Source organism: Streptomyces sp. UG1 (assembly GCF_049974585.1).
Classification (GTDB): domain Bacteria; phylum Actinomycetota; class Actinomycetes; order Streptomycetales; family Streptomycetaceae; genus Streptomyces.
The window spans coordinates 38,299-54,855 of sequence record NZ_JBNGGG010000043.1 but is presented as its reverse complement, the minus strand read 5'-3'; the positions used below and the strand labels follow the sequence as shown (position 1 = coordinate 54,855).

Here is a 16,557-nt window from a genome sequence, read left to right as displayed (position 1 = left end):
GTCAGCCCACCCGCTGACCGACCCTCGCCTCCCGTGCCGCGGGCCGGCGCTCCAGGAACGATTCGGCGGGCGGCGCCGGCTCCTCCACCGGGAGCGCCCGGAACACCCAGGTGCGGTACGACCAGAACCGGAACAGCGTCGCGATGCCGATGCCGAGGAACTTGAAGATGTTGCTCTGCAGCGGGCTGTCCCAGCCGAAGCCGTACGTCGCCGCGTACAGCACGCCGTTCTCGATGACCAGGCCGACCGCGCTGAACAGCAGGAACAGCCCGAGTTCCGTGGTATGGCGGCTCTTGTCGCGGTCCCGGTAGGTGAAGTACCGGTAACCGAGATAGTTGGTGAAGGTCGCGACCGCCGTCGCGATCACGCTCGACCGCACCACCTGGAGGTCGGTCACATGCCGTACCAGGTTGAACACGAGGAAGTTGACCAGGACCCCGGCCCCGCCCACCGCACCGAACTTGGCGACCTCACGTACCAGCCGGTCGAGGCGCTGCCGAAGCGCGCTGCGAGTCACCGGAGGCGCCTTCTGGAGCCCCGAGGAACCACGTCCCATGGTCGTGAAGGCTCCCGTCGGTCGATTTGTCGGTCGGTTTCGTCAACGCAGCCATGCTAACCACCCCCCTTCGCGATTGCCTGTGCGTGAACTCATACGCCCCGAGGAGACGCGGAAAAGTCCGGTAAGAGGGTCGCCCCGCGGCGGCCGATACCCTAGGGGCGTGACGTTCCCGGTAGTCGGCATGGTCGGCGGGGGTCAGCTCGCTCGTATGACACACGAGGCAGGCATCCCGCTGGGCATCAGGTTCAAGCTTCTCAGTGACACCCCGCAGGATTCCGCGGCTCAGGTCGTCAGCGATGTCGTCGTCGGCGACTATCGCGACCTCGACACGCTCCGCGAGTTCGCCCGAGGGTGCGATGTGATCACTTTCGATCACGAACACGTACCCACCGAGCACCTCAGGGCGCTCGAGGCGGACGGCATCCCCGTACGCCCCGGCCCCGACGCGCTCGTACACGCCCAGGACAAGGGTGTGATGCGCGCGAGGCTCGACGCGATCGGCGTGCCGTGCCCCCGGCACCGCATCGTCGGCGACCCGGCGGACGTGGCCGCCTTCGCGGCGGAGGGCGACGGCTTTCCCGTCGTCCTCAAGACGGTCCGCGGTGGCTACGACGGCAAGGGCGTCTGGGTCGTCGACTCCGTCGAGGAGGCCGCCGACCCGTTCCGCGCCGGCGTCCCGGTCCTCGCCGAGGAGAAGGTCGACTACGCCCGCGAGCTCGCCGCCAACGTCGTACGGTCGCCGCACGGCCAGGCCGTCGCCTACCCGGTGGTCGAGTCCCGGCAGGTGGACGGCGTCTGCGACACGGTCATCGCGCCCGCCCCCGACCTCGACGAGCCCCTCGCCCTGCAGGCCGAGGAGATGGCTCTGCGGATCGCCAAGGAACTGGACGTCGTCGGCCACCTCGCCGTCGAGCTGTTCCAGACCCGCGACGGCCGCATCCTCGTCAACGAACTGGCGATGCGCCCGCACAACTCGGGCCACTGGAGCCAGGACGGGGCGATAACGTCCCAGTTCGCCAACCACGTCCGGGCCGTCCTCGACCTCCCGCTCGGCGACCCCCGCCCGCGCGCCCCGTGGACGGTGATGGTCAACGTCCTCGGCGGCGACTACCCGGACATGTACTCCGCGTACCTGCACTGCATGGCCCGCGACCCCCAGCTCAAGATCCACATGTACGGCAAGGACGTGAAGCCCGGCCGCAAGGTCGGTCACGTCAACACCTACGGCGACGACCTCGACGACGTGCTGGAGCGCGCCCGTCACGCTGCCGGCTACCTGAGAGGGACCATCACCGAATGAGCCCCGTTGTAGGCATCGTCATGGGTTCGGACTCCGACTGGCCGGTCATGGAGGCCGCCGCCCAGGCCCTCGACGAGTTCGAGATCGACTACGAGGTCGACGTCGTCTCCGCGCACCGTATGCCGCGCGAGATGGTCGCGTACGGCGAGCAGGCCGCCGAGCGGGGCCTGAAGGTGATCATCGCGGGCGCCGGGGGAGCCGCCCACCTCCCCGGCATGCTCGCCTCCGTCACCCCCCTGCCGGTCATCGGCGTGCCCGTCCCGCTGAAGTACCTCGACGGCATGGACTCGCTGCTCTCCATCGTGCAGATGCCGGCCGGCGTCCCGGTCGCCACCGTCTCGGTCGCCGGCGCGCGCAACGCGGGCCTGCTCGCCGCCCGCATCCTGGCCGCCCACGACGAGGACCTGCTGCAGCGGATGCGGGAGTTCCAGCAGGACCTGAACGACCAGGCCACCGAGAAGGGCAAGCGCCTGCGTGCGAAGGTGGACGGATCGAACGGCTTCGGCTTCGGCGCGGGGAAGTGACGCCGATGTCCTCCGCTTCGTTGGAGGCAGCCCGGGAACTCCTGCGCGAGTTCCCGGTCGTCGACGGCCACAACGACCTCCCGTGGGCCCTGCGCGAACAGGTCCGCTACGACCTCGACGCCCGCGACCTCGCCGGCCACCAGGGCGCCCATCTGCACACCGACATCCCCCGCCTGCGCGAGGGCGGTGTCGGCGCGCAGTTCTGGTCGGTGTACGTCCGCTCCGACTACGCCGGTGACAAGGCGGTCAGCGCCACCCTCGAGCAGATCGACTGCGTACGGCAACTGCTGGTGCGCCATCCGCGCGACCTGCGCCCGGCGCTGACGGCGGCGGACATGGAGGCCGCCCGCGCCGAGGGCCGTATCGCGTCGCTGATGGGCGCGGAGGGCGGCCACTCCATCGCGAACTCCCTCGCCACCCTGCGCGCCCTGTACGCGCTCGGCGTCCGCTACATGACCCTCACCCACAACGACAACATCGCGTGGGCCGACTCGGCGACGGACGTACCGAAGACCGGCGGTCTGTCCGCCTTCGGTCGCGAGGTCGTGCGGGAGATGAACCGCGAGGGCATGCTGGTCGACCTCTCGCATGTGGCGCCCTCGACGATGCGTGACGCGCTGGACACCTCGACCGCCCCGGTGATCTTCTCCCACTCCTCCTCCCGCGCGGTGTGCGAGCACCCGCGCAACATCCCGGACGACGTCCTGGAGCGCCTCCCCGGCAACGGCGGCGTCGCGATGGTGACCTTCGTGCCGAAGTTCGTGCTCCAGGCGGCCGTCGACTGGACGGCCGCGGCCGACGAGAACATGCGCGCCCACGGCTTCCACCACCTCGACACCACCGCCGAGGCGATGAAGGTGCACCGCGCCTTCGAGGAGGCCAACCCGCGCCCGATCGCCACGGTGTCCACGGTCGCCGACCACCTGGACCACATGCGCGAGGTCGTCGGCGTCGACCACCTCGGCATCGGCGGCGACTACGACGGCACCGCCTTCACCCCCGAGGGCCTGAATGACGTCTCCGGCTACCCCAACCTCATCGCCGAACTGCTGGAGCGCGGCTGGTCCAGGCCCGACCTGACCAAGCTGACCTGGCAGAACGCGGTACGGGTGCTGGGCGCGGCCGAGGACGTGGCCCGCGACCTGCGGGCGACGCGGGGCCCGTCCAACGCGACCATCGAGGACCTGGACGGCTGATCAGGGGCGCTCGACCACGGGCGCCCGGTCGCCGGGCTCGATCCGGCAGAGGCAGAACGGGTGCCCGGCCGGGTCGGCGTACACCCGGAAGTCCTCCTTGTCCTCCTTGTGCAGCAGTCGCGCGCCCAGCTCCAGCACCTTCTCCTGGGCCGCCTCGACCTCCTCCCAGGTGGACCCGGCGTCGAAGTCGAGGTGGAACTGCTGGGAGTCGTGGTCGGCCCGCGGCCACTGCGGCGGGCTGTAGCCGGGCGCCGACTGGAAGGCGAGCCGCGGCCCGGCCGGGATCTGGAGTACGACCCAGTCGGGGTCGTCGTCCTTGGGCCTGCCGCCGCCGACGTCGGCGTAGAAGCGGGCCAGGGCCCGCGGGTCGGGGCAGTCGAGGACTACGTTGCGCAGGCGTGCCACGGGTGCCATGGGATCCTCTCGAGGGGTCGCGGGGATGTCAGCAGGCGCACAGGCAGAATGGGTGCCCTGCGGGATCGGCGTAAACCCGGAAGGTGCGCGAGTGGTCCCCGGCGTCCAGCGGCTTCGCGCCCAGGGCCAGTACCCCTTCCTCGGCGGCGTCCAGGTCCTCGACGGTCAGGTCGAGATGGAACTGCTGCGACTGATCGGGCGCGGGCCACTGCGGCGGTACGAACCCGGGGGCGGCCTGGAAGGCCAGAGCCGGCCCGCCGGGCACCTTCAGGTCCACCCAGTCCCCCTCGCCCTCGACGCTGCCGCCGAGCATGCGGGCGTAGAAGTCGGCGAGGGCGCGGGGTTCGGGACAGTCCAGGACGACGGCACCCAGTTCGGCGATGGCCATGACTTCCTCCTCGGAGTCCTGCTTACGCGCTCTTGTTACCCATGAAGCGCATCAACGGGTAACGCTGTTACCCCATACTCATGCATTGGGGGTAACGTCGCAAGGGAATTGGAGAAGCGTTCGAGAAGCGAGGGATAGCGTGCAGCCATGAGTGAGAGAACGCCCGCGCCCGGGGGCCTGGAGCTGGTCGAGTCCCTGGTCAACACGGTGGACCTGGAGTCGGGGGCGGACTCGCTGGACACGGCGCAGGGCAGGGCGCGCTTCGGGCTGGCCGAGGAGGACCTGCCCGGGGCGCGGGAGCTGCGGGAGTCGCTGCGGGTGGCGCTCCTCGCCCACGCCGGGCATCCGCCGCACCGCGCGGTGACCTCGCTCGGTGATCTGCTGGCGGCGAGCCCGCTGGTGGTCGCGGTCGACGCCGCCGACGGTTCGGCCGTGCTCGCCCCGGCCGAGGAGGGCCCGCTGCTGTCCCGCGTGGCCGCGGCCATCGCCCAGGCGCTGGTCGAGGGCACCTGGACCCGGCTGAAAGCCTGCGAGGCGGCCGACTGCCACTGGGCGTACTACGACCGCAGCCCGGCGGGGCGGGGGCGCTGGTGCTCGATGCAGGTGTGCGGGGCGCGCGCGAAGATGCGGCGCTACCGAGCGAAGTGAGCCATTTCGAAAGGTTGTTGAAGATTCATGCGGCACGCCGCGGCGGTGTGCGGCAGAATGCGAAGGACGCCGTTTCGGCCGACTGAGCCTCGGCCGAAACGGCGTCACCCGTGCCGCGGGCGGCGACCTGATCCGGTGTCGGCGGTCACACCCCGGCCAGCCGCGTCACCGACCTCTCCGAACAACACGCCTAGGCCGTCGGCCGGCCCATCGCCCGGTAGCTCCAGCCGGCCTCGCGCCACAGTTCGGGGTCGAGGGCGTTGCGGCCGTCCAGGATGACGCGGGCCGCGGCGGCCTCGCCGAGCGCCTTGGGGTCCAGCTCGCGGAACTCCCGCCACTCCGTCAGATGCAGCACGACATCGGCGCCGCGCACCGCCTCCAGCGCGCTGTCGGCGTAGCCGAGGGTCGGGAAGAGGCGGCGGGCGTTGGTCATGCCCTTGGGGTCGTAGACCGTGACCTGGCCGCCCTGGAGGTGGATCTGCCCGGCGACGTTCAGCGCGGGCGAGTCCCGTACGTCATCGGAGTCGGGCTTGAAGGTGGCGCCGAGCACCGCGACCCGCTTGCCCAGGAACGGCCCGCCGCCCAGCGCCTGCCGCGTCAGCTCCACCATCTGCCCGCGCTGGCGCATGTTGATCGAGTCGATCTCGCGCAGAAACGTCAGCGCCTGGTCCGCGCCCAGCTCACCGGCCCGGGCCATGAAGGCACGGATGTCCTTGGGCAGACACCCGCCGCCGAAGCCGATCCCGGCCCGCAGGAACTTCTTCCCGATCCGGTCGTCGTACCCGATGGCCTCGGCCAGCTTGGCGACATCGCCGCCCGCGGCCTCGCACACCTCCGCCATCGCGTTGATGAACGAGATCTTGGTGGCGAGGAAGGAGTTCGCCGAGGTCTTCACCAGCTCGGCGGTGGGGAAGTCGGTGACGACGAACGGCGAGCCGTCGGCGATCGGCGTCGCGTACACCTCGCGCAGCAGCTCCTCGGCCCGCTCGCTGCGCACACCGACCACGATCCGGTCCGGGTGCAGGGTGTCCTGCACGGCGTAGCCCTCGCGCAGGAACTCCGGGTTCCAGGCCAGCTCCACCTCGCCGCCGCCCGGGGCCAGCTCCAGGATGCGGGCGGCGAGCCGGTCCGCGCTGCCCACCGGCACCGTCGACTTGCCGACGACCAGGTTGGGCCCGCGCAGGTGCTTGGCGAGCGACTCGACGGCCGAGTCGACGTAGGACATGTCGCACGCGTACTCACCGTGCTTCTGCGGGGTGTTCACGCAGACGAAGTGCACGTCGCCGAACTCGGCGACCTCCGCGAAGTCCATCGTGAAGCGCAGCCGCCCGGTGGAGCCCTCGATGCCGGCCACGTGCTTGCGCAGCAGCTCCTCGAGCCCCGGCTCGAACATCGGGACCTGGCCCCGGCCGAGCATCTCGATCTTCTCGGGCACGACATCGAGCCCCAGCACCTCGAACCCGAGCTCGGCCATGGCCGCGGCGTGGGTGGCGCCGAGATAGCCGGTACCGATCACGGTGATCTTGAGGGCCATGGGGGACTCCAGAAAGGGGTACGGGGGCATGCGGGCCCGAGCATAGTCGGAGGGTCTGACGGGCAACTTCCCCGCTGTCGCCAAGCTCACGTATCACTCCCGTGGGCCGACCTCTAAAATTTGAGTTACTTAACGGTAATTAGCGCCAGCATCACACTTGCCACTCAGCGTCCTTGGAGCGTGAGAGACCTTGGCCGGATCGGCTGACTTCGACCTGTACCGCCCGTCCGAGGAGCACGACATGCTCCGTGACGCCATCCGCTCCCTGGCCGAGGCGAAGATCGCGCCGTACGCCGCCGCGGTGGACGAGGAGGCCCGCTTCCCGCAGGAGGCGCTGGACGCCCTGGTCGCGGGCGACCTGCACGCCGTCCACGTACCCGAGGAGTACGGCGGCGCGGGTGCCGACGCCCTCGCCACGGTGATCGTGATCGAGGAGGTGGCCCGCGTCTGCGCGTCCTCCTCCCTCATACCGGCCGTGAACAAGCTGGGCTCGCTGCCGGTGATCCTCTCCGGCTCCGAGGAGCTGAAGAAGAGGTACATGACCCCGCTCGCCAAGGGCGACGGCATGTTCTCGTACTGCCTGTCCGAGCCCGACGCCGGCTCCGACGCGGCCGGCATGAAGACGAAGGCGGTCCGCGACGGCGACCACTACGTCCTGAACGGCGTGAAGCGCTGGATCACCAACGCGGGAGTCTCCGACTACTACACGGTGATGGCGGTCACCGACCCCGCCAAGCGCTCGAAGGGCATATCGGCCTTCGTCGTCGAGAAGTCGGACGAGGGCGTCTCCTTCGGCGCCCCCGAGAAGAAGCTCGGCATCAAGGGCTCCCCGACCCGCGAGGTCTACCTGGACAACGTCCGCATCCCGGCGGACCGCATGATCGGCGAGGAGGGCACCGGCTTCGCCACCGCGATGAAGACCCTGGACCACACCCGCATCACGATCGCGGCCCAGGCCCTCGGCATCGCGCAAGGCGCGCTGGACTACGCCAAGGGCTATGTCCAGGAGCGCAAGCAGTTCGGCAAGCCGATCGCCGACTTCCAGGGCATCCAGTTCATGCTCGCCGACATGGCCATGAAGATCTCCGCTGCGCGCGCCCTGACCTACCAGGCCGCCGCCGCCTCCGAGCGCGGCGACGCCGACCTCACCTACCAGGGCGCCGCCGCCAAGTGCTTCGCCTCGGACGTGGCGATGGAGGCCACCACGGACGCCGTCCAGCTTCTCGGCGGCTACGGCTACACCCGTGACTACCCGGTCGAGCGCATGATGCGCGACGCCAAGATCACGCAGATCTACGAGGGCACGAACCAGGTCCAGCGCATCGTCATGGCGCGGAACCTGCCGTAACTGTCCCTGGTCCCTCAGCTCTTGAGGTAGGGCTCGAGCAGTGTGCCCCAGGCGTGCGCGATCTTCGCGAATTCGTCGGGGCACCTCTCGGCCCGCTCCTCGGGGAGATAGCCGTCCGGGTTGCCGTCGCTCTGCACGATCCACTTGTACGCGGCGGGGTCCGAACCGTACAGCCAGCAGGACCAGTTGTAGAACCGCTGGATGTCGAGGGAGTGCTCGTCGGCGTACGCGTCGTCGGAGATGCCCCCGGCCGCGTCCGCCTGCGCGAGGCCGCCCCACGCCCTGATCGTGTCGATCGCGTACTGCTTGTGTTCGTCATCGCCCTCGGCGAGCAGCAGTGCGGAGAGCTGGTCGACGGCGTCCTCCTCCTCGCCGGTGGCGGGCAGGTCGTACATGGCGATGAGGCCGTGGCCGAGTTCGTGCAGCAGGACGCCGTTGGTCAGGCCGACGAGGTCCTGCTCCACGGCGGCGGCCCGTTGCCCGGTGCCGCCCGCGGTCTCCTGCTTCTCGTAGATCGGCCTGAGGGCGTCGACGAACTCGTAGCAGTACGTGATGTCCTTCGTCTCGGGATTCCAGAAGGCGTTGGCCTCGCCGCAGCTCTTCGCGCGCAGCGGCACGTCGTACGGGAGCCTGACGATGCCGTCGGCGTAACTCGCCACGCCCTCAAGGGCCTTGGTGCGCCGGAGGAATTCCTCGACCTGCCGGTCCGCGGCCTTCTTCGGCTTCTCGTGCGACACCACGAGGGAGCCGGAGCCGGGTGGGGAAGCGGTGGCCCTGACCGGCCGCACCGCGTCCCTGGTCCTCGCCGTCGCTTGGTCGGAGCCGGTCGAGCAGCCCGTGACGGCGGTGAGGGCGGCCCCGACGAGAGCGGCGCCCGTCCGGACGTACGAACTCCGCGCTGCTGTCACGAGGGATCACCTCTCACGGTGTGGCCGGATGCGGAACGCCCCCCGTCCACCCTGGCCACGGGCCCGGTGCCGGGCAAACGGCGTGGGCCGAACGGGTGGCCGGCCGCGCAGGCCGAGGGCTCAGTCCTCGTAGCCCTCCGCCGCCCGCTTCTCCCGCAGCTCCTTGATCGCGCGCCGCCGGGCCAGCCGATGCGTCCGCCTGATCTGGGCCTCCTGGTAGCGGCGCCGGTCGCGCTCGGTCTCCGGTATCACCGGCGGCACCCGGCGCGGCTTGCCGTCCGCGTCGACCGCCGCGAACACCAGGTACGCCGAGCCGACCTGAGTGGGCGGTGCCGATTCGTTCCAGCGCTCGGCCAGGACTCGCACGCCGACCTCCATCGAGGTCCGGCCGGTCCAGTTGACCTGGGCCTTCACATGTACGAGGTCGCCGACGCGGACCGGCTCCAGAAAGGCCATCTCGTCCATGGACGCGGTGACGGCGGGGCCGCCGGAGTGGCGTCCGGCCACGGCGCCGGCCGCGTCGTCGACGAGTTTCATGATCACGCCGCCGTGCACCGTGCCCAGCAGGTTGGTGTCGCCGTGGGTCATGATGTGGCTGAGAGTGGTGCGGGATGCCGACGTCGGCTTGCCCGGGATACCCGGAGTGCCCGACTCCGCGTCGGTGACCTGGTCTGTCATGACCTCCACCTTATGCCGAGCTGACATTCGCGGACTTTGTGTTGGGTTCGCAACAGCCGTGCCTCTATTTTCCGCCGAACCTTGTAAGACACCTGGCCGGGCCCTGCACACTAAGGCGCATGAATGACTGGCCCCAGGGATGGTCCGACGACGACCGCGGCAACCGTTACGGACGCGGCAGCGCGAGCGCACAGCCCGAGAGCGCGCGCGTGATGCGCCAGGTCCGCCGCGGCCCGGCGGCGCCGCCCGGCCAGGGTTACGGCGGAGTGCCCCGGCAGCAGTCGTATGTGAACGGCCAGGGCCACGGCGGCTACGGCGACGGCGCGTCCTACGACGACGGGTACGACAGCGGCTACAACACCGGCCAGGTCTACGGCGGTGGCTCGGGCGGCTCCGGCGGTCCGGGGATGCGCGAGCGCCCCGCGCCGAACTGGCGGCGCCGGATCAAGGTGGCCACGATCACCCTCGTGACGGTGCTGCTCGTGACGACCGTCGCCACCTACTTCTGGGCCGACTCCAAGCTCAACCGCGAGGTCGACCTGTCCAAGGTCATCGAGCGGCCGGAGGCGGGCGAGGGCACGAACTACCTGATCGTCGGCTCCGACAGCCGTGAGGGGCTGTCCGACGAGGAGAAGAAGAAGCTGCGCACCGGGTCCGCCGAGGGCAAGCGCACGGACTCGATGATGATCCTGCACACCGGCAGCAACGGCCCGACGCTGATCTCGCTGCCGCGCGACTCGAACGTCACGATCCCGTCGTTCAAGGGCTCGGACTCCGGGAAGTTCTACGAGGGCACCGGCCGTCAGGTGAAGCTGAACGCGGCGTACGCGGAGGACGGTCCCGAACTGCTGGTCCGCACCGTCGAGGCCAACACCGGTCTGCACATCGACCACTACGTCGAGATCGGCTTCGCCGGCTTCGCCAACATCGTGGACGCGGTCGGCGGCGTCGAGATGGACATCCCGAAGGGCGGTATCAAGGACTCCAAGTCCGGGGCCGACCTCAAGGAGGGCAAGCAGACCCTGAACGGCGAGGAGGCGCTCGCCTTCGTCCGCACCCGGTACGCGCTGGCCGGCTCCGACCTGGACCGTACGAAGAACCAGCAGAAGTTCCTCTCCGCCCTGGCCAACCAGGTGGCGACGCCGGGCACGGTCCTCAACCCGTTCAAGCTGTACCCGACCATGGGCGCGGGGCTCGACTCCCTGATCGTCGACAAGGACATGAGCCTGTGGGACCTGGCGTCCATGTTCTGGGCGATGAAGGGCGTCAGCGGCGGCGAAGGCACGTCGATGAACATGCCGCTCTCGGGCAACTCCGCGAACGGCAACCTCCAGTGGGACACCGCGAAGGTGAAGCAGCTGGTGGAGCAGCTGAAGAACGACGAGAAGGTGACGGTCTCGGGCAACTGACGGCCGACGCACCCATGCCGCGTGGGCTGCTGCCGGTGCAGCAGCCCACGCGGCATTTCGTCAGGCAGGCGGTCAGCGTGCCCCGACCGCTTCGATCAGACGCCGCTCCGCGTCCTCACCGGGCGCGATCTTCGGCAGCCGCCACAGGAACACCGCCCCGGCCAGCCACCAGGCCCCCACGATCACCCACTCCGAGGGCCAGATGAGGGCCGCGGGCATGCCGGGGAGGTAGAGGACGCCCAGGCCGAGGCTGAGGACGAGCGCGGCGATGCCGACGGCCGGGCCGGCCGGGGTGCGGAAGGGACGCGGCATGGCGGGCTCGCGGCGGCGCAGCACCAGGAAGGACAGCACGACGACGACGTAGGCGACGACGATGTTGATGCCGCCCGCGTCGACGAGCCACACCAGCATCGCCCGGCCGAAGAACGGGGCGAGCACCGTCAGCGCGCCGATGAACAGCACGGCGTTGCCCGGCGTGCGGTACTTCGGGTGGAGCTTGCCGAACCAGGCCGGGATCATGCGGGACTCGGCCATGGCGTACAGCAGTCGGCTGCCGCCGATGAGGAAGGCGTTCCAGCTGGTCAGGATGCCCGCGATACCGCCGATGATCAGGATGTTGCCCATGGCCTCGCTGCCCCACAGGGCCGTCATGGCGTCGGCGGCGGCGAGGTTGGCGTCCGCGAGACCGGCGGCGTTGAGACCGGAGCCCACGGTCAGCATGATCATGACGTACCAGACGGTCGCGCACAGCACGGAGATCACCAGCAGCCTGCCCACCTGGCGGTACGGCAGCTTGATCTCACCGGCGGACTGCGGGATGACGTCGAAGCCGACGAAGAGGAAGGGGACGGCGACCAGCACGGTGAAGATGCCGTCCATACCGCCGTTGATCATCGGCTCCATGTTGTCGGCGGAACCGCCCTTGAGGGCGCCGACGAGCAGCGCGGCACCGGCGGCCAGCAGGAAGAGCACGGCGATGGTCTGGAAGACGGCGGCGGGGCGGATGCCGATGTAGTTGACGACGGTGATGGCGATCGCGGCGACGACACCGACGGCGACCCAGCTGGCGTAGACGTCGTAGTCGGCGATCGTCCACAGGTGGCCGGCGAGCATGTCCGGGAAGAGGTTGACCATGCTGTGCGGCAGCGCGACGGCCTCGAAGGCCGCGACCGAGACATAGCCGAGGACCATCGCCCAGGACGCCAGGAACGCCCCGCGCCCGCCCAGTGCCCGCAGCGCGTAGTGGTGCTCGCCGCCGGCGTGCGGCATCGCCGAGACCAGCTCCGCGTACGTCAGTCCGACGAGGGTGACGACCAGCCCGCCGACGGCGATGGCGATGGCCGCGCCCACCGGTCCGGCGTCGCTGATGAAGTCGGAGGTGAGGACGATCCAGCCGAAGCCGATCATGGCCCCGAAGGCCAGTGCCAGTACGTCACCTCTGCCGAGGACTCTGAGGAACCCGCCGTTGTTGTCCGTCATGCGCCGCGCCTGCCTCTCAAGCGGTTTCGTTCGTCGGGGAGAGACAGCAGTGGAGCGGATGTCAGGACATGAACGCCAGCGGCGAAATGTATAAGAGGCCGCGCATATATATACGGATCGATGAAAGGGCTGGTGGTAGGCCTGCAACAGCGCACGTTCAAGGGCACCCGGGTGGGTGCCCTTGAACGAGATCCGGCACGAGATCCGGCGAGGTCGTCACATCGTGGCGCCCGCCATCGAGCGACAGGACTCGGCGCAGCGCCGACACGCCTCGGCGCAGCGCATCATCTGGGGGTCGTCCGGCATGGACATACACGCCTCGGCGCACATCTCACAGGCCTTGGCGCACATCGCGCACATCTCCGTCGACATGGGCGAGCGGCGCATCATCATGTCCGCGCACATACGGGTCGTCTCGGCGCAGTCCATGAGCGTGCGCATGATCTGCATCTGGGCCTGGCCGCCCATCTGCATGCAGGAGCTCATGGTCTCCTCGCACACGCTGTGGCAGTTCATGCACGCCTCGACGCAGTCCTGCATCTCCTTGCTCATCGTCGTGGTTCCGGGCTGGGTCATGGCTCCTCCTGGTGGTGCGGGAGCCCGGGGGCGGGCCCCGTGCCCTTCCGTCCTACGCCCACCCGCCGCCGCGCGCCATCGGTCGGACACACACATTCCGGGGAGGGCGCCATCGGGGTTACGGCGTCGAATGCGCAGCGCGGCCGCGACGGGGCGTACAAGTCGGCTGTGGCGCCGGGGCGTCCGTGGCACGATGCGGCGATGATCCACCACACGCCGGACACCCACGGCGCGCCCATACCGGCCGTCGTCCCCGCGGGCCGGATGGCCCTGAGCGACCAGCCCGTACTGCCTCTCTCCCGCGGCCGGGAGCTGCGCCCCTGGCTCCCGGCCGACGCCGGCGCCCTGGTGGCCGCCGGCCAGGACCCGGCGATCCGGCAGTGGAACCTGCTGGCGGTGGCGTCGGAGCAGGACGCGCGCCGCAGGATCGAGCGGATGCACGAGCGCTGGCGGGCCGAACAGGGCGCCGTCTGGGCCATCGCCGGGCGGGACGGCAGCGAGGCCGTCGGGCTCATCGGCTGCAACGACGTCGATCTCGCCGGCGGCAGCGCCGAGATCGTCTACTGGGTGCTGCCCGAGGCACGCGGCGCCGGCGTGGTCGTCGAGGCGGTCGGGCGCCTCAGCCGCTGGGCGCTGGACGAACTCGGCCTGCACCGGCTGCGGCTGTGCCACTCGGTGGTACGCCTTCGAGGGCACCATGCGCGAGGCGCTGCTGCATGCGGACGGGTGGCACGACCAGCATCTGCACGCGCTCATCCAGGGGGACGCGGCGGCGGTGCGGGCGCACGAGGACTAGGGGGCGTTGTGCGAATCCCGTGCGGTGCCTGCGCCCGCCGCGGCAGCGGCTGTTGTCACAGCCGGTTCGTGCCTCGGCGCGGTGCGGGCCGGGCGCCGTGGGTGCCGTGCGGGACTCTCACAGTACCCCCCGACTACGAGCAGCCTGTCTCGTCCCCGCGCACCACCCTGGCGTGCCCGTCCGCCGGGTCCTCGGCCCGCACCTTCCGCACCTGCTCGAAGTCGGCCCCCACGATCACCTTCAGCGTCGGTCCGAGCCCCTTCACCGCCCGCAGTTCGCTTCCGGGCAGCGCGGCGGCGAGGGACTTCGCGGAGCGGTCCCAGCCGGGGTCGTGGGCGACGACCGTGCGCTTCAGGTCGCGGTCCGTCGCGAACACGGGGCTTCCCGTGGTGCGGAAACCGGTCTTCGCCAGCGCGGTGTCGACGCGCTCGCCGAGGCCGTTCTCCTTCGTGCCGTTCTCCACCTGGACCTGGATCTGCCGCGGGTCGACCTCCACGGGGACGGCCCTGGGCTTCGGGCGGTGCGTGGCGAGCGGCTTGTCCTCGCGCAGGGCCCTGAAGAGCCGCTCGGCCTGTGCGGTGTCCCACTTCACGGTGGAGCCGATGCCCTTCACGTCGTATTCGAGGTCCCCGATCGGCACGGTCGTGAACTCCGAGGAGGACGGTGAGAAGTTCCGCATCGCCCGCCCGAGGTCGAGCAACTCGCCCGTGCCGAACCCCTTGTCGGCCCGCACCGACCCCAGCACCGCCCGTGTCACGTCCCGGAACCGCATCGGGTTCAGCAGGATCCCGGACGACGTGGCCCGCTCGACCAGTGCCGCCATGAACCGCTGCTGACGCTGCACCCGCCCCAGGTCGGCGTCGCTGTCGAGATGCCGCGCGCGCACGAACTGCAGCGCCTCGCCGCCCATCAGCCGGTGGCTGCCGGCCGGCAGGTCGAGGCCGGTGTAGGAGTCCTTCAGCGGCTCGGCGGTGCAGATCTGCACACCGCCGAGGACGTCCACCGTCTTCATGAAGCTGGTGAAGTCGATCTCCAGATAGTGGTCGATCTTGACGTGGGTCATGTGCTCGACGGTGCGCACGGTGAGGTTCGGACCGCCCTCGGCGTACGCCGCGTTGATCTTGATGGGGTGTGCCGCACGGCCCTCGCCCTCCGGCACCTCGGCGTACGAGTCGCGCGGCAGGCTCACCACGCTGGCCCGCTCCCGGTCCGCCGAGATGTGCACGATCATGATCGTGTCCGTGCAGTGACAGGGCGCCCCGCCCAGCCGGTACTTGCGCCGCTCCTCCTCGGTGATGCGGTCGCGGCCGTCCGTTCCGACGAGCAGGACGTTCATCCCGTGCCCGGCCTGCGGCCGGTTCTTCATGTCCTTGAACGGGTCCACGCGCTCGATCTTCGCGTCCAGGCTGGTGACCACCGCGTGCCCGATCCCGGCCGAGGCGAGCACCACGACGGACAGCGTCGTCACCGCCCGCATGGCCCAGCGCGGCCGCCTGCGCCGCCGCACGGGCGCGACCGGCCGCTCCCCGCCGCGGGACAACTGCGGGCGTCGCTGCGCGGGGGCGGGGGAGCGGCGGGGCGTCGTGGGCATGAGGCGATACCTCCGCTGGGGCTTGCCCTGGGGGGTGACGGGGGATCCGAGTAGCACCGTACGGCCATACGATCGGCTGCCCGGAGCACCGGCCCCGGCGGGGCGCACCGGTGTCCCCCGTTCGCGGTAACGTGAGGCCTCTATGAACGCCAATCCCGACGTGCAGCTCCCCGCCGTGTCCGTCATCATGCCCGTCCTCGACGAGGAGCGGCATCTGCGCGGAGCCGTCCAAGCGATCCTCGCGCAGGAGTACGCCGGCGAGATGGAGGTCGTGATCGCCCTCGGTCCCTCCACGGACCGCACGGACGAGATCGCGGCCGAGCTCGTCGCCGAAGACCCTCGTGTGCACACCGTCCCGAACCCGACCGGCCGCACACCCGCCGCCCTCAACGCCGCGATCAAGGCCTCCCGGCACCCGATCGTCGTCCGCGTCGACGGCCACGGCATGCTCTCGCCGAACTACATCGCCACCGCCGTACGGCTCCTTCAGGAGACCGGCGCGCAGAACGTCGGCGGCATCATGCGCGCCGAGGGCGAGAACGACTGGGAGCACGCCGTCGCCGCGGCCATGACCTCGAAGATCGGGGTCGGCAACGCCGCCTTCCACACGGGCGGCGAGGCCCAGGCGGCCGAGACCGTCTACCTCGGTGTCTTCCGGCGCGCGGCCCTCGAACAACAGGGCGGGTACAACGAGGAGTTCATCCGCGCCCAGGACTGGGAGCTCAACTTCCGCATCCGCGAGGCGGGCGGGCTCATCTGGTTCTCGCCCGAGCTGAAGGTGTCGTACCGCCCGAGGCCGTCGGTGAAGGCCCTCGCCAAGCAGTACAAGGACTACGGCCGCTGGCGGCACGTCGTGGCCCGCTACCACTCCGGCTCCATCAACCTGCGCTATCTCGCCCCGCCGACGGCGGTGTGCGCGATCGCGGCCGGCCTGGTACTCGGCGCCCTGGTCACCCCGTGGGCCCTGGTGGTCCCGGGCGGCTACCTCGCGGCGATCGTCGCCGGGTCCGTCCCCGCCGGCAAGGGGCTGCCGCTCAAGGCCAGGCTCCAGATCCCGGTCGCCCTGGCCACCATGCACATGTCCTGGGGCTACGGCTTCCTGACCAGCCCTCGAGCCCTGGCCCGAAAGGTCATCGCGTCCCGTCGCCCGGCGGTGCTCAGCGCGGGCTCCTCGCGCTGAACACGGGGCGGGCCCCTCTCGGCGTATGA

Annotated in this window: 16 protein-coding genes and 1 pseudogene; 8 read left to right on the top strand and 9 right to left on the bottom strand. The window is 70.3% G+C overall.

Annotated features, from left to right (window positions below; all coding sequences use genetic code 11):
- Window position 1: 1 nt before the first annotated feature.
- Window positions 2-556, bottom strand: a complete 555-nt coding sequence (locus tag ACP4J3_RS38615) for a GtrA family protein (protein WP_426541003.1) — start codon at window positions 554-556, stop codon at window positions 2-4.
- Window positions 557-719: 163 nt separating this feature from the next.
- On the opposite strand from ACP4J3_RS38615, the gene ACP4J3_RS38610 reads away from it, so the two are divergent.
- Genes ACP4J3_RS38610 through ACP4J3_RS38600 form a run of 3 tightly spaced genes read left to right on the top strand, consistent with a single transcriptional unit; the run spans window position 720 to window position 3,579 of the window.
- Window positions 720-1,859, top strand: coding sequence for a 5-(carboxyamino)imidazole ribonucleotide synthase (locus ACP4J3_RS38610; protein WP_426541002.1), 1,140 nt, complete (start codon window positions 720-722; stop codon window positions 1,857-1,859).
- The gene (purE, locus tag ACP4J3_RS38605) at window positions 1,856-2,383 is read left to right on the top strand and encodes a 5-(carboxyamino)imidazole ribonucleotide mutase (protein ID WP_426541001.1); all 528 of its coding nucleotides are present in this window, start codon (window positions 1,856-1,858) and stop codon (window positions 2,381-2,383) included. The genes ACP4J3_RS38610 and purE overlap by 4 nt, the downstream gene beginning before the upstream one ends.
- A 5-nt stretch (window positions 2,384-2,388) precedes the next feature.
- Window positions 2,389-3,579 carry a dipeptidase gene (locus ACP4J3_RS38600; RefSeq protein WP_426541000.1) on the top strand — a complete coding sequence of 397 codons (1,191 nt, stop codon included), beginning with the start codon at window positions 2,389-2,391 and terminating at the stop codon, window positions 3,577-3,579.
- Here ACP4J3_RS38600 and ACP4J3_RS38595 read toward each other — a convergent pair whose 3' ends face one another.
- Together ACP4J3_RS38595 and ACP4J3_RS38590 are read right to left on the bottom strand one after the other, a co-directional pair.
- Window positions 3,580-3,993, bottom strand: coding sequence for a VOC family protein (locus ACP4J3_RS38595; RefSeq protein ID WP_426540999.1), 414 nt, complete (start codon window positions 3,991-3,993; stop codon window positions 3,580-3,582).
- Window positions 3,994-4,021: 28 nt separating this feature from the next.
- The gene (locus ACP4J3_RS38590) at window positions 4,022-4,381 is read right to left on the bottom strand and encodes a VOC family protein (RefSeq protein ID WP_426540998.1); all 360 of its coding nucleotides are present in this window, start codon (window positions 4,379-4,381) and stop codon (window positions 4,022-4,024) included.
- A 147-nt stretch (window positions 4,382-4,528) separates the two neighbouring features.
- On the opposite strand from ACP4J3_RS38590, the gene ACP4J3_RS38585 reads away from it, so the two are divergent.
- Complete coding sequence (locus tag ACP4J3_RS38585; RefSeq protein ID WP_426540997.1) at window positions 4,529-5,029, top strand: CGNR zinc finger domain-containing protein; 501 nt, start codon at window positions 4,529-4,531, stop codon at window positions 5,027-5,029.
- Between the two features lie 190 nt (window positions 5,030-5,219).
- On the opposite strand, the gene ACP4J3_RS38580 is transcribed toward ACP4J3_RS38585, so the two are convergent.
- Window positions 5,220-6,563 (bottom strand): UDP-glucose dehydrogenase family protein, encoded by a 1,344-nt coding sequence (locus tag ACP4J3_RS38580; protein WP_426540996.1) that lies wholly within the window; start codon window positions 6,561-6,563, stop codon window positions 5,220-5,222.
- Window positions 6,564-6,753: 190 nt separating this feature from the next.
- On the opposite strand from ACP4J3_RS38580, the gene ACP4J3_RS38575 reads away from it, so the two are divergent.
- Window positions 6,754-7,911, top strand: a complete 1,158-nt coding sequence (locus tag ACP4J3_RS38575; protein ID WP_426540995.1) for an acyl-CoA dehydrogenase family protein — start codon at window positions 6,754-6,756, stop codon at window positions 7,909-7,911.
- A 14-nt stretch (window positions 7,912-7,925) separates the two neighbouring features.
- Here ACP4J3_RS38575 and ACP4J3_RS38570 read toward each other — a convergent pair whose 3' ends face one another.
- The gene (locus ACP4J3_RS38570; protein WP_426540994.1) at window positions 7,926-8,819 is read right to left on the bottom strand and encodes a DUF4344 domain-containing metallopeptidase; all 894 of its coding nucleotides are present in this window, start codon (window positions 8,817-8,819) and stop codon (window positions 7,926-7,928) included.
- Between the two features lie 120 nt (window positions 8,820-8,939).
- Entirely contained in the window at window positions 8,940-9,497 is a 558-nt protein-coding gene (locus ACP4J3_RS38565) for an acyl-CoA thioesterase (RefSeq protein WP_426540993.1), read from the bottom strand.
- 119 nt (window positions 9,498-9,616) lie between these two features.
- Here ACP4J3_RS38565 and ACP4J3_RS38560 point away from each other — a divergent pair, with 119 nt between their 5' ends.
- A complete protein-coding gene (locus tag ACP4J3_RS38560) occupies window positions 9,617-10,906 on the top strand; it encodes an LCP family protein (RefSeq protein ID WP_426540992.1) in 1,290 nt (429 codons plus the stop codon).
- 72 nt (window positions 10,907-10,978) lie between these two features.
- On the opposite strand, the gene ACP4J3_RS38555 is transcribed toward ACP4J3_RS38560, so the two are convergent.
- On the bottom strand, window positions 10,979-12,385 hold the full coding sequence (locus tag ACP4J3_RS38555; RefSeq protein WP_426540991.1) for an APC family permease: 1,407 nt from the start codon (window positions 12,383-12,385) through the stop codon (window positions 10,979-10,981).
- Between the two features lie 216 nt (window positions 12,386-12,601).
- A complete protein-coding gene (locus tag ACP4J3_RS38550) occupies window positions 12,602-12,961 on the bottom strand; it encodes a four-helix bundle copper-binding protein (RefSeq protein WP_426540990.1) in 360 nt (119 codons plus the stop codon).
- Window positions 12,962-13,162: 201 nt separating this feature from the next.
- Between ACP4J3_RS38550 and ACP4J3_RS38545 the strand changes: the two are divergent.
- Window positions 13,163-13,573: pseudogene (locus tag ACP4J3_RS38545) on the top strand (GNAT family N-acetyltransferase); the annotation flags it as partial.
- Between the two features lie 317 nt (window positions 13,574-13,890).
- Here ACP4J3_RS38545 and ACP4J3_RS38540 read toward each other — a convergent pair.
- Window positions 13,891-15,348 (bottom strand): LCP family protein, encoded by a 1,458-nt coding sequence (locus ACP4J3_RS38540; protein ID WP_426540989.1) that lies wholly within the window; start codon window positions 15,346-15,348, stop codon window positions 13,891-13,893.
- Between the two features lie 142 nt (window positions 15,349-15,490).
- On the opposite strand from ACP4J3_RS38540, the gene ACP4J3_RS38535 reads away from it, so the two are divergent.
- Window positions 15,491-16,528, top strand: a complete 1,038-nt coding sequence (locus tag ACP4J3_RS38535; RefSeq protein WP_426540988.1) for a glycosyltransferase family 2 protein — start codon at window positions 15,491-15,493, stop codon at window positions 16,526-16,528.
- Window positions 16,529-16,557 lie beyond the last annotated feature (29 nt).

Coding starts and splice junctions, on each gene's coding strand:
- ACP4J3_RS38615 (WP_426541003.1), bottom strand. CDS start 556: ATGGGACGTGGTTCCTCGGGGCTCCAGAAGGCGCCTCCGGTGACTCGC.
- purE (WP_426541001.1), top strand. CDS start 1,856: ATGAGCCCCGTTGTAGGCATCGTCATGGGTTCGGACTCCGACTGGCCG.
- ACP4J3_RS38600 (WP_426541000.1), top strand. CDS start 2,389: ATGTCCTCCGCTTCGTTGGAGGCAGCCCGGGAACTCCTGCGCGAGTTC.
- ACP4J3_RS38595 (WP_426540999.1), bottom strand. CDS start 3,993: ATGGCACCCGTGGCACGCCTGCGCAACGTAGTCCTCGACTGCCCCGAC.
- ACP4J3_RS38590 (WP_426540998.1), bottom strand. CDS start 4,381: ATGGCCATCGCCGAACTGGGTGCCGTCGTCCTGGACTGTCCCGAACCC.
- ACP4J3_RS38585 (WP_426540997.1), top strand. CDS start 4,529: ATGAGTGAGAGAACGCCCGCGCCCGGGGGCCTGGAGCTGGTCGAGTCC.
- ACP4J3_RS38580 (WP_426540996.1), bottom strand. CDS start 6,563: ATGGCCCTCAAGATCACCGTGATCGGTACCGGCTATCTCGGCGCCACC.
- ACP4J3_RS38565 (WP_426540993.1), bottom strand. CDS start 9,497: ATGACAGACCAGGTCACCGACGCGGAGTCGGGCACTCCGGGTATCCCG.
- ACP4J3_RS38560 (WP_426540992.1), top strand. CDS start 9,617: ATGAATGACTGGCCCCAGGGATGGTCCGACGACGACCGCGGCAACCGT.
- ACP4J3_RS38555 (WP_426540991.1), bottom strand. CDS start 12,385: ATGACGGACAACAACGGCGGGTTCCTCAGAGTCCTCGGCAGAGGTGAC.
- ACP4J3_RS38550 (WP_426540990.1), bottom strand. CDS start 12,961: ATGACCCAGCCCGGAACCACGACGATGAGCAAGGAGATGCAGGACTGC.
- ACP4J3_RS38540 (WP_426540989.1), bottom strand. CDS start 15,348: ATGCCCACGACGCCCCGCCGCTCCCCCGCCCCCGCGCAGCGACGCCCG.
- ACP4J3_RS38535 (WP_426540988.1), top strand. CDS start 15,491: ATGAACGCCAATCCCGACGTGCAGCTCCCCGCCGTGTCCGTCATCATG.